At 60.9% G+C, this 13,639-nt stretch carries 13 protein-coding genes; 10 read left to right on the top strand and 3 right to left on the bottom strand.

The genetic code is table 11. From position 1 onward, the window contains the following. Position 1: 1 nt before the first annotated feature. The 7 genes from FHX10_RS01505 to FHX10_RS01475 all read left to right on the top strand — a co-directional run bounded on the left by FHX10_RS01505 (position 2) and on the right by FHX10_RS01475 (position 7,064). Positions 2-1,582: a peptide ABC transporter substrate-binding protein gene (locus tag FHX10_RS01505; protein WP_047611333.1), complete on the top strand. Its 1,581-nt coding sequence runs from the start codon at positions 2-4 to the stop codon at positions 1,580-1,582. Positions 1,583-1,630: 48 nt separating this feature from the next. Then, positions 1,631-2,554, top strand: a complete 924-nt coding sequence (locus tag FHX10_RS01500) for an ABC transporter permease subunit (protein WP_063474507.1) — start codon at positions 1,631-1,633, stop codon at positions 2,552-2,554. Next, positions 2,551-3,468 (top strand): ABC transporter permease, encoded by a 918-nt coding sequence (locus tag FHX10_RS01495; protein ID WP_063474506.1) that lies wholly within the window; start codon positions 2,551-2,553, stop codon positions 3,466-3,468. The genes FHX10_RS01500 and FHX10_RS01495 overlap by 4 nt, the downstream gene beginning before the upstream one ends. Then, complete coding sequence (locus FHX10_RS01490; RefSeq protein ID WP_018243107.1) at positions 3,469-4,461, top strand: ABC transporter ATP-binding protein; 993 nt, start codon at positions 3,469-3,471, stop codon at positions 4,459-4,461. Beyond that, positions 4,454-5,440, top strand: a complete 987-nt coding sequence (locus FHX10_RS01485; RefSeq protein WP_097542065.1) for an ABC transporter ATP-binding protein — start codon at positions 4,454-4,456, stop codon at positions 5,438-5,440. The genes FHX10_RS01490 and FHX10_RS01485 overlap by 8 nt, the downstream gene beginning before the upstream one ends. A gap of 166 nt (positions 5,441-5,606) precedes the next feature. Further along, positions 5,607-5,948: a hypothetical protein gene (locus FHX10_RS01480; RefSeq protein WP_063474504.1), complete on the top strand. Its 342-nt coding sequence runs from the start codon at positions 5,607-5,609 to the stop codon at positions 5,946-5,948. A 195-nt stretch (positions 5,949-6,143) separates the two neighbouring features. After that, positions 6,144-7,064 carry a sugar kinase gene (locus tag FHX10_RS01475; protein WP_063474503.1) on the top strand — a complete coding sequence of 307 codons (921 nt, stop codon included), beginning with the start codon at positions 6,144-6,146 and terminating at the stop codon, positions 7,062-7,064. A gap of 151 nt (positions 7,065-7,215) precedes the next feature. Here FHX10_RS01475 and gstI read toward each other — a convergent pair whose 3' ends face one another. Then, positions 7,216-7,404, bottom strand: a complete 189-nt coding sequence (gene gstI / locus FHX10_RS01470) for a glutamine synthetase translation inhibitor GstI (RefSeq protein WP_063474502.1) — start codon at positions 7,402-7,404, stop codon at positions 7,216-7,218. Between the two features lie 433 nt (positions 7,405-7,837). Here gstI and FHX10_RS01465 point away from each other — a divergent pair, with 433 nt between their 5' ends. After that, positions 7,838-8,878, top strand: a complete 1,041-nt coding sequence (locus FHX10_RS01465; RefSeq protein ID WP_047611346.1) for a glutamine synthetase beta-grasp domain-containing protein — start codon at positions 7,838-7,840, stop codon at positions 8,876-8,878. A 238-nt stretch (positions 8,879-9,116) separates the two neighbouring features. Continuing rightward, positions 9,117-10,298: a glycosyltransferase family 4 protein gene (locus FHX10_RS01460; protein ID WP_063474501.1), complete on the top strand. Its 1,182-nt coding sequence runs from the start codon at positions 9,117-9,119 to the stop codon at positions 10,296-10,298. Positions 10,299-10,303: 5 nt separating this feature from the next. On the opposite strand, the gene FHX10_RS01455 is transcribed toward FHX10_RS01460, so the two are convergent. After that, the gene (locus FHX10_RS01455; RefSeq protein WP_063474500.1) at positions 10,304-11,317 is read right to left on the bottom strand and encodes an alpha/beta hydrolase; all 1,014 of its coding nucleotides are present in this window, start codon (positions 11,315-11,317) and stop codon (positions 10,304-10,306) included. Between the two features lie 161 nt (positions 11,318-11,478). Between FHX10_RS01455 and FHX10_RS01450 the strand changes: the two genes are divergently transcribed. Next, the gene (locus tag FHX10_RS01450; protein WP_063474499.1) at positions 11,479-11,916 is read left to right on the top strand and encodes a MarR family winged helix-turn-helix transcriptional regulator; all 438 of its coding nucleotides are present in this window, start codon (positions 11,479-11,481) and stop codon (positions 11,914-11,916) included. A gap of 292 nt (positions 11,917-12,208) precedes the next feature. Here FHX10_RS01450 and der read toward each other — a convergent pair whose 3' ends face one another. Beyond that, positions 12,209-13,624: a ribosome biogenesis GTPase Der gene (der, locus tag FHX10_RS01445; RefSeq protein WP_047611354.1), complete on the bottom strand. Its 1,416-nt coding sequence runs from the start codon at positions 13,622-13,624 to the stop codon at positions 12,209-12,211. Between the last annotated feature and the right edge of the window lie 15 nt (positions 13,625-13,639).

Here is a 13,639-nt window from a genome sequence, read left to right as displayed (position 1 = left end):
CATGAACCAATTCACGAAAAAATTTCTCGCCTCTGCAATGCTTGGCACATTGCTGGCGTTTTCGGCGCATGCGGCCACGCTGAACATTCACAATGGTGGCGACCCGCAGTCGCTCGATCCGCAGAAACTGTCAGGCGACTGGGAGAACCGTATCGCCGGTGACATCTTCGAGGGCCTCGTCACCGAGGACGCCAAGGACAATCCGATCCCAGGCCAGGCCGAAAGCTGGACGATTTCGCCTGATGGCAAGGTCTACACCTTCAAGCTTCGCGACGGCATCAAGTGGTCCGATGGCCAGCCGGTAACGGCAGGAGACTTCGTCTTCGCCTTCCAGCGCCTCGTCGACCCGAAGAACGCCGCTGACTATGCCTATCTGCAATTCACCATCAAGAATGCCGAAAAGATCAACAAGGGCGAGATCACCGATCTCAACCAGCTCGGCGTCAAGGCGATCAACGACAAGACGCTCGAAATCACGCTCGAAAATGCCACGCCCTATTTCCTCAATGCCCTGATGCATTACACCGCCTATCCGCTGCCGAAGCATGTCGTCGAGGCGAAGGGTCAGGATTGGGTCAAGATCGGCAACATCGTCACTAACGGCCCTTACAAGCCGGTCGAATGGGTTCCGGGCTCGCATGTCACGACGGTCAAGAACGACCAGTGGTACGACACCAAGGACCTGAAGATCGACGGCGCGAAGTTCTTCGTGCTCGAAGACCAGGAAGCCGCGCTGAAACGCTATCGCGCCGGCGAATTCGACATCCTCACCGACTTCCCGACCGACCAGTATGAATGGATGAAGAAGAACCTGCCCGGCCAGGCGCACGTCGCCCCCTTCTCCGGCCTCTACTATTACGTCGTCAACTCGCAGAAGCCGCCCTTCAGCGACAAGCGCGTCCGCCAGGCTCTGTCCATGGCGATCAACCGTGAAGTGATCGGCCCGCAGATCCTCGGCACCGGCGAATTGCCGGCCTATTCCTGGGTTCCGCCGGGCACAGCGAATTACGGCGAGCCGGCCTATGTCAGCTGGAAGGACCTGCCCTATAGCGAGAAGGTCGCCGAAGCCAAGAAGCTTCTGACCGAAGCCGGTTTCGGCCCGGACAAGCCGCTGCACGCCGTGCTCAGCTACAACACCAACGACAACCACAAGCGCATCGCCGTCGCCATTGCCTCCATGTGGAAGCCGCTCGGCGTCGATGTCGAGCTCGTCAATGCCGAAACCAAGGTGCATTACGACCAGATGCAGCGTGGCCAGGTCGAAATCGGCCGCGCCGGCTGGCTCGCCGACTATAACGACCCGGACAACTTCCTGAACCTCCTGGTGACAGGCGTCCAGATGAACTATGGCCGCTGGTCCAATCCCGAATACGACAAGCTGATCAAGGAAGGCAACGCCGAGACCGATCTCACCAAGCGTGCGGCGATCTTCAAGAAGGCCGAACAGCTGGCGCTGGATGAATCCGCCGCCCTGCCGATCTACTACTATGTCTCGAAGAACGTCGTTTCGCCGAAGATCGAAGGCTTCGTCGACAATATTCAGGACATCCACCGCACCCGCTGGCTGTCGATGAAAGAGTAAGGGAAAACGGTCCTTTCCGCGCATTGCGGAAAGGACCGGCCCACGATCATGATCAAATACGCCCTCCGTCGCCTGCTATCGACGATCCCCGTTCTGTGGATCGCCGTCACAGCCTGCTTTTTTGTTTTGCGCCTTGCCCCCGGCGGCCCTTTCGATGGCGAAAGGCCATTGCCGCCGGTGATCCTGAAGAACCTTGCGATCCACTACAATCTCGACAAGCCGCTCATCCAGCAGTACCTGATCTATGTCGGTGACCTGCTCCGGGGCGATCTCGGCCCCTCCTTCGCCAGCGAGGATTTCACCGTCGCCCAGCAGATCATGATCGGTCTGCCCTACACCTTCACCATCGGTACGGCTGCCTTCCTGATTGCCATCATTGTCGGCGTGGCCGTCGGCTGTCTTGGGGCGCTCTATCAGAACAAGGCACCGGATTATATTCTGGGCGCGCTCATTCTGGTGGGCGTCGTGCTGCCGAACTTCCTGATTGCGCCCATCCTGCAGCTCGTCTTCGGCATCCGTCTCGCTTGGTTTCCGGTCGGCGGCTGGGGTGACGGCTCGATCAAATACCTTATCCTGCCGATCGTCGTTCTGGCGCTGCCGCATGCCGGCCGTATCTCGCGCATCACCCGCGGCTCGATGATCGAGGTGATGAATCAGAACTTCATTCGCACTGCCAAGGCCAAAGGCATCGGTCCCCGCCTGACAGTCATGCGCCATGCGCTGAAGCCCGCCATGATGCCTGTCGTCTCCTATCTGGGTCCAGCGGCAAGTTACCTTCTCACCGGCTCGCTGGTTGTCGAGAGCATCTTCGGATTGCCCGGCATCGGCCGCTATTTCGTCAACGCAGCGCTGAACCGTGACTACGGCATGGTTCTCGGCACGGTCATCTTCTACATGGTGCTAATCGTGTTCCTGAACCTTCTCGTCGATATCGCCTATGCGTGGCTCGATCCGAAAGTGAGAAACCGATGATCCTCAATCCCGCAAAACGCGAGTTGCTCGCCCAGGAACTGCTGGAGGCGGAGGGCCTTGCGCCCGAAAGCCGTTCGCTCACCAGGGATGCGCTACGCCGCCTCGGGCGCAACAAGGCAGCCGTCCTGTCGATTTTCGTCCTGGCGCTGCTGATCCTTGCGGCCTTCCTCGGCCCCTGGTTCATTCCCTTCAACTATGAGGATCCGGATTGGGCGGCCTTCCGCATACCGCCCTCGATCGAAACCGGCCACTATTTCGGTACCGACCCGAACGGCCGCGACCTTCTCGCCCGCGTCCTTTACGGCACCCGGGTCTCGCTTGCCGTGGCGCTGACGGCGACCGTCGTCTCCGTCTTCATCGGCGTGCTCTACGGCGCGGTATCGGGCTATATCGGCGGCAGGCTGGATGCGATCATGATGCGCTTCGTCGACATCATGTATGCGCTTCCCTATATCCTCTTCGTCATCCTGCTGATGGTGATCTTCGGCCGCAACGTCTATCTGCTCTTCGCGGCGATCGGCGCGCTGGAATGGCTGACCATGGCCCGCATCGTGCGCGGCCAGACGCTGTCGATCAAGCATCGCGAATTCATCGAGGCGGCCCGCGCATCCGGGCAGCGGCCGTTCAAGATCATCATCAAGCACATCATCCCGAACCTCGTCGGCCCGGTGGTGATCTTCGCGGCGCTGACCGTTCCCGAGATCATCGCCACCGAAAGCTTCCTTTCCTATCTCGGCTTCGGCGTGCAGGAGCCGCTGACCTCACTCGGCACGCTGATCGCCGAGGGAACCGATGCCATGGAAAGCATGCCCTGGCTGCTGATCTTCCCGGCCAGCTTCCTCGTGGCCCTGCTGCTCAGCCTGCTGTTCATCGGCGACGGCCTGCGCGACGCGTTCGACCCGAAGGATCGTTAAATGACGGACACCCTCCTCGAACTCAAAGACTACTCGATCACCTTCAAAACACCCGATGGGGAGGTGAAGGCGGTCTCGAACATGAACCTGACGGTCAAGCGCGGCGAGCGCATCGCCATCGTCGGCGAATCCGGCTCCGGCAAGAGCCAGACCTTCCTCGGCATCATGGGCCTGCTTGCCAAGAACGGCAAAACGACGGGACAGGCGCTGCTGGAAGGCAAGGATGTGCTGGCGCTGAAACCGCGCGAACTCGACCAGATCCGCGGCAAGGATATGGCAATGGTCTTCCAGGACCCGATGACCGCCCTCAATCCATCGCTGAAAATTTCCCGGCAACTGACGGAGCAGCTCGAGGTTCACGGTGGGCTCACGGCGCGCGCCGCATCCGCCGCCGCACTCGACATGCTGAAACGCGTCGGCATCCCCGACCCGACGCGGCGCTTCCACCTCTATCCGCATGAGCTCTCCGGCGGCATGCGCCAGCGGATCGTCATCGCCATGGCGCTGCTCACCCGGCCGAAACTTCTGATCGCCGACGAACCGACGACGGCACTCGACGTCACCATCCAGGCGCAGATCCTCGATCTCTTCAACGATCTGACGGCGGAGATGAACACGGCGCTCGTCATGATCACCCACGATCTCGGCGTGGTTGCCGGCCTCGCCGACCGCGTCGCCGTCATGTATGCCGGCCGCATCGTCGAGGAGGCGCCGGTCGACGAGCTCTTCGACAACCCGGCCCATCCCTATACCGCAGCGCTGCATGCCTCGATCCCGCGCCCTGACCAGGATGTCGACGACCTCGTCGTCATCCCGGGCCGCCCGCCGAACCTGCAGCACCTGCCGAAGGGCTGCAATTTCTCTCCGCGCTGCTCGCAGGTCCAGGACGATTGCATCGATCGCCCGCCGCCGCTCGAAACGCTGGCGCCGCACCATTGCGCCGCCTGTTACCACCCTTTCCCGCGTCGCGAGGAGTTGCTCAACCATGGCTGAACGATCGCTTCTGAGGGTCGAGAACCTGACGACCCAATTCGAGCTGCCGGCGAAAGGCCTCTTCAAGCCGCCGATCTTCCTGACTGCCGTCAACAATGTCAGCTTCGACCTCAGCGAAGGCCGCACGCTCGGCATCGTCGGCGAATCCGGCTGCGGCAAGTCCACGCTCGGCCGCTCCATCCTGCGGCTGCTGAAATCGCAGAAAGGCCGCATCCTCTGGCAGGGCCGGAACCTTCTCGACCTCACGGACGAGGAAATGCGCGCCGCCCGCCGCGACATGCAGATCATCTTTCAGGATCCGATCGCCTCGCTCGACCCGCGCATGACGGTCGGAGACATCATCGCCGAGCCGCTCACCGTCTTCGAGCCGAAACTCTCCAAAGCCCAGCGCACCGAACGTGTCCGCGAGATCATGACCGCCGTCGGCCTGGTGCCGGAAATGATCAACCGCTATCCGCATGAATTCTCCGGCGGCCAGGCGCAACGCATCGGCATTGCCCGCGCGGTCGTCACCAAACCGAAACTCATCATCTGCGACGAGCCGGTTTCGGCCCTCGACGTCTCGATCCAGGGTCAGGTCATCACGCTTCTGCGCAAGCTGCGCAAGGAGTTCGGCCTGACGCTGATCTTCATCAGCCACGACCTCTCCGTCGTGCGCCTGATCTCCGACGATGTACTGGTGCTCTATCTCGGAAGGGTTGTCGAAGCCGGCGACTGCGCCACCGTCTTTGACCATCCCGCCCATCCCTACACGCAGGCACTCTTCTCCGCCGCGCCGATCCCGGATCCGAAGCTCGCGCGCCTGCGCACCCGCATCCGGCTGCAGGGTGATCCACCCTCACCGCTCAACCCGCCGAAAGGCTGCGTCTTCTCACCGCGCTGCTGGAAGGCGACCGACATCTGTCGCACCGAAATGCCGCCGACCGAGGAGGTCCGTCCCGGCCAGAAGGCCGCCTGTTATCATATGGACAGGCCATGAACGGAACGAGGGCCGCGTGAGAGCGGCCTTCGCCTTGGATGCCTGATGCGCCATCCATTGTCAGAACGAAGCGGATTATTTTTGGATCTAAAGTCCCCAATAAGAAAGATTTTATGAGCGCGTGCTATCCCATTTCGGCCTAATCGCAAGCCAGGGGAACGCTTACATGAAATCGAAAATATCAGCTTTGATCGCACTCGCCGCCACGATGATCGCCGCCTCCGCCGGTTCGTCGCATGCCGAAGATCTGAACTTCAAGCTCACCAACGGAACGAACTCCGTCCTGACGCGCTTCTACAGTTCGCCGACCGGCGTCGGCGAATGGGAAGAAGACGTCTTCGGCGACGACGTTCTCAATCCGGGCGAGAGCATCGATATCACCATCGCCGATGGCCGCACCGTCTGCAAATACGACATGCGCTTCGAATTCGAGGAAGGCTCAAACCTCGCAACCACAGAGGATACGCAGGATCTTTGCGCGATGGGCAGCTATACCATCCACGAATAGGCATCCTTCTGAAAGCCCGCCTTCGCCTCGTCGGTGAAGGCGGGCTTTCATCTCCCGTGATATCGGCGCTTGTCACTCCGCCCGGCTCCGCGTATCAGCGAATGAAGAGCAGCGGATAATCCGCCAATTCAAAGTGATAGAGCGTCCTTAGCGTGTCCTGTTGGATCTGCAGCGCTCTCATGCCGGGAGGACAAGGTGAGCAGACGGTTTCTATCGATCGGTGAATGCATGGTGGAGCTCTCGCAGGCAGGCGACGGCCTGCTGCGCAAAGGCTTCGCCGGCGATACCTTCAACACCGCCTGGTATGCCCGCGCCTGCCTTGCCGCCGATTGGTCGGTCGATTATTTCACCGCTCTCGGCGACGATGCCATGTCGGAGGAGATGCTGGCCTTCATCGACAAATCAGGCATCGGCACGAGCCTCATCCGCCGCATCAGGGGCAGGACGCCCGGCCTCTATATGATCAACCTGAAAGACGGCGAACGCTCCTTCAGCTATTGGCGCGACAGCTCTGCCGCCCGCAGCCTGGCCGCCGACCCGGATCGTCTGCGCGAGGCGGTGGAAAGCGCTGCCGTTATCTATTTCTCGGGCATCACCCTTGCCATCCTGCCGCATGAGGATGCTGAGACGTTGCTCGCCGAGGTCCGCCGCGCCAAGGCCGCCGGCAAGCTCGTCGTGTTCGATCCGAACATCCGTCCCCGCCTCTGGTCGAGCTACGACGTCATGCATACGACGATCAGCGAGGGCGCCCGCTCCTCCGTGATCGTCATGCCGAGCTTCGACGACGAGGCCGCCCATTTCGGCGACGATTCCATCGAGGCAACGATCCACCGCTATCGCACGCTGGGCGCTGTCGATATCGTCGTCAAGAACGGCGCAGACGGAGTAAGGTTGAATTTTGCCGGCGAGGAGACCTTCGTTCCAGCCGAAAAGGTGAAGAAAGTGGTGGACACCACCAGCGCCGGCGACAGTTTCAACGGCGCCTTCCTTGCCCGCTACCTTGAGACCTCGGACGCACCGGCCGCCGCCCGCTTCGCCGCAAAGGTCGCAGCCCGCGTCGTCAGCGAACACGGCGCATTGGTCGCAAAGGAAAAGCTTGGATTGGATCGCGGCTGAACCCGCGCTGAGAACACCCTACGAACGCTGCCCCCGCCTTGTCGGCATCTCCTGCACCGCGCGCCAGGGAAGCACCGCTGCCTTAGATCCCCGCACGAGCCGAAAACTCCGCTTTACCGGGTCGGGTGCCAGGAAAATCAGGATTTCGAAATCAGGACTTCTTCGGCCGATCGGACTCGCGAACCGCCTCGTCATGATACCAGCAGCTGTCGAGCGCATCGCAGACATCGGCCGCCTCACGCTCCATCAGCCGGGCGCGTTCGAACCGGTTGGTGGCCCGCATCGGCTTGACGGGAAACTGGTAGATCGTTGCGGATTCACGATGGAAACCGGTGGGCATGAGATCGCCTCCATTCAGCACGGCGCATCAACATTCAGGACCATTACCATAGCACAATGCACATAGTTTATGCAAATTGCACAATATATATGCATTGTTGTAATTATAGCCGCTCGACATGCTGACCAGGCCGAAAGCTTCCGCCTATTTGTTCAACACTTCATCATTTCAGCCCTAACGCCTCAATTTTCATCCGATTCCGAAGCGGAAAAGCCGCGTTCTGCTTGAAGATAGGGCCCTCGACCGTCAAATCGGGCTGTTTCTGGAAAAAGAAAAATGCGCGTCGACTGGCTGATTCGCGATTTTTCTTTGGCCCGGCAACTGAACTGGCACGCTACATGCTTTTAAAGCGTCATCCCCTGGCGGTCGGATGCGCTTGCGCGCCGAGATCGTCTCCGGATTTGCTCACCTTCGTAGCATTGAGAGAGTCACGATGACAAAATATAAGCTCGAGTATATTTGGCTCGATGGGTACACTCCGGTACCGAACCTGCGTGGCAAGACGCAGATCAAGGAATTCGACGCATTCCCGACGCTGGAACAGCTTCCGCTCTGGGGCTTTGACGGCTCCTCGACGCAGCAGGCTGAAGGCCGCAGCTCCGATTGCGTGCTGAAGCCGGTCGCCATCTATCCCGACCCGGCCCGCACCAACGGCGCTCTCGTCATGTGCGAAGTCATGATGCCGGATGGCGTCACGCCGCACGCATCGAATGCCCGCGCCACCATCCTCGACGACGAAGATGCCTGGTTCGGCTTCGAGCAGGAATATTTCTTCTACCAGAACGGCCGTCCGCTCGGCTTCCCCGAGCAGGGCTACCCGGCTCCGCAGGGTCCCTACTACACCGGCGTCGGCTATTCGAATGTAGGCGACGTCGCCCGCGAAATCGTCGAAGAACATCTCGACCTCTGCCTCGCTGCCGGCATCAATCACGAAGGCATCAATGCCGAAGTGGCCAAGGGCCAGTGGGAATTCCAGATTTTCGGCAAGGGCTCCAAGAAGGCCGCCGACCAAATCTGGATGGCACGCTACCTCTTGCAGCGCCTGACCGAAAAGTACGGCATCGACATCGAGTATCACTGCAAGCCGCTCGGTGACACCGACTGGAACGGCTCGGGCATGCATTGCAATTTCTCGACCAAGTACATGCGCGAAGTCGGCGGCAAGGCCTATTTCGAAGCGCTGATGGCGCAGTTCGAAAAGAACCTGATGGACCACATCAACGTCTACGGTCCTGACAACGACAAGCGCCTGACCGGCAAGCACGAAACGGCTCCGTGGAACAAGTTCTCCTACGGCGTTGCCGACCGTGGTGCTTCGATCCGCGTTCCGCACTCCTTCGTCAAGAACGACTACAAGGGCTATCTGGAAGATCGCCGCCCGAACTCGCAGGGCTGCCCCTACCAGATCGCTTCGCAGGTTCTGAAGACGATTTCGGAAGTTCCGACAGCAAGCTCGGCTTCCGCTGCCGCTTAACCTCCCAAACGGCGCCGGTCCATGACCGGCGCCGTCATTCTTTCCGTAAGAGAACTGCGATCGACCGCTGACATATTCGCGGGGATCGAGCCGCTAAGGCCCTGCAGATGCTGGCATGCGGCTGTAATATTTCCATCATGGTCATGCCTCAAAATAGAGAAGCGGGAATCGCCGTTCCGGAACCCCGCTTTGGGGTTGAGCGTTGCCAGATCACTGCAACGCAGATGGAAATCGTGACATGTTGCAACGTCCGGCAAACACTTATAGCGGCGAAAGCTGGGCCAGTGCCGCAGCCGCCGGTAATCTGCCGGAACGGCTGGTAATCGTCACCGACGCTTGGCATCCGCAGGTGAACGGCGTCGTGCGCTCGATCGAGAACACCAATCGCGAGCTGGCGAAGATGGGCGTCGAGGTTTCGATGGTGACGCCGGAGCGCTTCCACAGCATCCCCTGCCCGACCTATCCCGAGATCCGCCTGTCGATCGCCAATTACCGCCGCGTCGCCCGCGAGATCGAAAAGCACAATCCTTCCTACGTGCATATCGCCACCGAAGGCCCGCTGGGGCTCACTGCCCGGCGCTGGTGCCTGCGCAAGCGCATGCCCTTCTCGACAAGCTATCACACGCGTTTTCCGGAGTATGTTTCTGCCCGCTTGCCGATCCCGCAGAGCTGGCTCTATGCCTTCGTGCGCTGGTTCCACAATGGCGGTGCCGGTTGCATGGTGGCGACACCGAGCCTTGCCCGCGAGCTATCGGCGCGCGGCATCAAGAACCTGATGCCTTGGACCCGTGGCATCGACGCCTCGCAATTCCACCCCATGCCGCTTGAAGACGAGCCTTTCGGCCTCCCCCGTCCGATCTTCATGACGGTCGGTCGCGTCGCCTTGGAAAAGAACCTGCCGGCCTTTCTCGATCTCGACCTGCCCGGCTCGAAAGTCGTCGTCGGCGACGGCCCGGCGCGCGCCGAACTGGAGCAACGCTATCCCCAGGTACACTTCACCGGCGTGAAATTCGGTGAGGATCTGGCGAAAATCTATGCCCAGGCCGATGTCTTCGTCTTTCCCTCGCTCACCGACACCTTCGGCAATACTATCCTCGAGGCGCTGGCATCGGGCGTTCCGGTCGCAGCTTATCCGGTCACCGGCCCGCTCGACATCATCGGTGAGGACAGTGAAGTCGGGGCACTCGATGCCAACCTGCAGATCGCCTGCCTTGCCGCCCTCTCCGCCTCGCGGCAGAAGGCGCGTGAGCTCGCCATGCAATATTCCTGGGAAGCAGCGACCCTGCAGTTCATCAACAATATCCGCGCCGCCAACGGCATCATCACGCCGAAATGGAAGAAGGCCTGGCAATTTGCCAAATCGCTTCCAAGAAGCAGAAAGCCCGGCGAAACCGCCGGGCCTCTCCCCTCCGCAGACTGATTGGTTTACTTGTGAAGCGCGCTGCGAAGCGTGTCGTTGGCGACCGCAATCGCGCTGCGTGCGGCAGGCGTTTCGGCAATCGCGTTCAGCAGCACGAAGTCATGGATCGTGCCGTTATAGCGCATCGACGTGACCTTGACGCCAGCTTGGCTAAGCTTGCGAGCGTAAGCCTCCCCCTCGTCGCGCAGCACGTCGTTTTCGTCAACGATGACGAGCGCCGGTGGCAGGCCGTTCAGCTGCTCCAGCGAGGCCTGCAGCGGTGAGGCCGTCGGCTCCTTGCGCTTGGCTTCATCAGGCAAATAGGCGTTCCAGAACCACTTCATCGCTTCCTTGGTCAGCCACGGGCCATCGGCGAACTGGTTGTAGGACCCGTTGTCGAAATTGGCGTCGGTGACTGGGTAGAACAGCACCTGCTGATCGATGGCAGGACCGCCGCGTTCCTTGGCAAGCAGTGTCACCACCGCCGCCATGTTGCCGCCGACGCTATCGCCGGCGACCGCGAGCCTGCTGGCGTCGACCTTGAACTCCTTGGCGTGTTCGGCGACATATTTGGTCGCAGCATAAGCCTGCTCGATGGCGACGGGATAGCGGGCTTCCGGCGAGCGTTCGTAATCGACGAAGACGACAGCGGCATCGGCGCCGTTGGCGATCTCGCGCACCAACCGGTCATGCGTATCCGCATCGCCCAAAACCCACCCGCCGCCATGGAAATAGAGAATGACCGGCAGCGTGCCCTTGGCATGTTCCGGGCGGATGATGCGCAGCTTGATGCTGCCTGTCGGGCCTGCCTTGATGACCCTGCCCTCTTCCTGGGCAGCAAGCATCTTCACGTCGCCCTTCTGCGCCCCGGCCAGGACATCGCGGGCATCGGCCGGCGAGAGCGTGTAGATCGGCGCGCCACCGGCAAGCCCGTCGATGAATTTCTGCGTTGCCGGTTCCAGTACCGGATCAGCAAGCGCGCCAGCGGCGGAAGCTGCGAGCAGTGCGACTGCGGAAACTGCGGTCTTGATGGTCGACATTGTCTTGTCCTCTCGGTTTCGATGTTCGTTGTGAACACCGAGTTTATATCGCGCACGATTATTTATCGGACAATTTAAATTTAGTCATGGCTGCCATGCATAAAAATCGCTTCCGATTATTTATTGCGCGATATAAATTTCGTCAGTTTCGGAGACAAGCCATGCAGGATCAACTGAAGCTCGACAATTTCATCTGCTTCGCCGTCTATACGGCAGGCCACGCACTGAACCGCGTCTACAAGCCGCTGCTCGATGCTCTGGGACTTACCTATCCGCAATATCTGGCGATGGTTTCTCTATGGGAGCAGGATGGCCAGACCGTCGGGGGCCTCGGCGAAAAGCTCTTCCTGGAATCGAGCACGCTGACCCCGCTGCTGAAACGCCTGGAAACCGCTGGTTATGTCAGACGCGAACGCAGCCGGGAGGACGAACGCGTCGTCGTCATCCGCTTGAGCGAAGAAGGCCTTCGCCTGAAGGAAAAGGCGATCGGCATTCCCGGCTGCATCGCCGCTGCCAGCGGCCGCGATGCCGTCGATCTCACTCGGCTGCAGAGCGAGATCGTGGCGCTGCGCGAGGCGTTGAATAGAAGCGTGGCTTAGCTGTTGAACAGCAGATGGCTATCACAGAGCTTGTGATAGCCCCTTCTGCCCTGCCGGGCTCGGGGTCGAACCACGGGTCTGACCCGTCCTTCGGACCCCCTACAGGTTGGGAGATCGGCTGGGCGTGATGGCTTCCCCAAACAACTGGCCATCACATGAACCGCAAATTTAAGGCGAGGCATAGCTTCTTGCCGATCTCCCCTTGTGGGGGAGATGTCAGGCAGGCCAAGCGTGTGCCACACGGCACACGCCCTAACTTCACAAAACGCCGGCAATCATTGCAAGCCCAGCTCTACGTCCGCCTCTTCTTGCCTTCGAACGGATTGTCCGGCGAGCGGAAATGGATGCGGATCGGCACGCTCGGCATGTCGAAATCGGCGCGCAAGCCATTGATCAGGTAGCGCGTATAGGATTCCGGCAGCGCATCGGAGCGGGTGCAGGAGATCATGAAAGCCGGCGGGCGGGCTTTGACCTGCGTCATGTATTTCAGCTTGATCCGTCGGCCGGAAACCGCCGGTGGTGGATGTTGGATCTGCTGCGTCTCCAGCCAGCGATTGAGACGCGCCGTCGAAATGCGTTTGTTCCAGACCCTGTCGGTATCGATGATCGACTGCATCAGCTTGTCGAGTCCCCAGCCGGTCTGGCCGGAGATCGGCACGGCGCGGATGCCGCGCGCCTGCGGCAGCAGCCGGTCGGTCTTTTCGCGCAGGTCGGCAAGCACCGCCTGCCGGTCTTCGATCATGTCCCACTTGTTGAAGGCGAGCACGGCCGCGCGCCCCTCGCGCAGCACCAGGTCGACAATCTGCAGGTCCTGCTTCTCGAAGGGGATCGTCGCATCGAAGACGATGACGACGGTTTCGGCGAAGCGGATGGCGCGCAGCGCATCGGCGACCGAGAGCTTCTCCAGCTTCTCGATCACCCGCGCCTTGCGGCGCATGCCTGCGGTGTCGAACATCTTGATGGTGCGGCCACGCCAGTCCCATTCGACCGAGATGGAGTCGCGGGTGATGCCGGCCTCCGGCCCGGTCAAAAGCCTGTCCTCGCCGAGGAAGCGGTTGATTAGTGTCGATTTGCCGGCGTTCGGCCGGCCGACGATCGCCACCCTGAGCGGCTTGGTGTCGTCATAGACGGGCTCTTCGTCCTCGTCCTCACCCGCAGTCTCGGAAATGTCGACGTCGGTGACGGCAACATCTTCCTTCGCATAGGCCCGGTCCTCGCCGATCGCCGCGACGATCGCGTCGCGCAGGTCGATCATGCCCTGTCCGTGTTCGGCCGAAATCGGCGTCGGTTCACCGAGGCCGAGTGTATAGGCGTCGTAAAAGCCGCTGTCGGATCCGCGCGCTTCGGATTTGTTGGCGACCAGCACCACCGGCTTGCCGCGCCGGCGCAGCATTTCCGCAAGGGCGGTGTCCACGGGCGTCAGCCCGCTTTTGGCGTCTACGACGAAAAGCGAAAGATCTGCCTCATCGATCGCCGCTTCTGTCTGCGCGCGCATCCGGCCCTGCAGGCTTTCCGCGTCGGCCTCTTCCAGACCGGCGGTATCGATGATCGTGAAGGTCAGGCCCATCAGCCGCGCATCGCCCGGCCGGCGGTCGCGGGTCACGCCCGGCGTGTCATCGACAAGCGCCAGCTTCTTCCCCACCAGTCGGTTGAAAAGCGTCGACTTGCCGACATTCGGACGACCGACGATGGCGACCGTGAAACTCATTCTTTTTCCTTAAAA

The organism is Rhizobium sp. BK591, assembly GCF_014195045.1.
Classification (GTDB): Bacteria; Pseudomonadota; Alphaproteobacteria; order Rhizobiales; family Rhizobiaceae; genus Rhizobium; species Rhizobium anhuiense.
The sequence above is the reverse complement of the archived record's forward strand: the minus strand, read 5'-3'. Positions and strand labels throughout refer to the sequence as shown.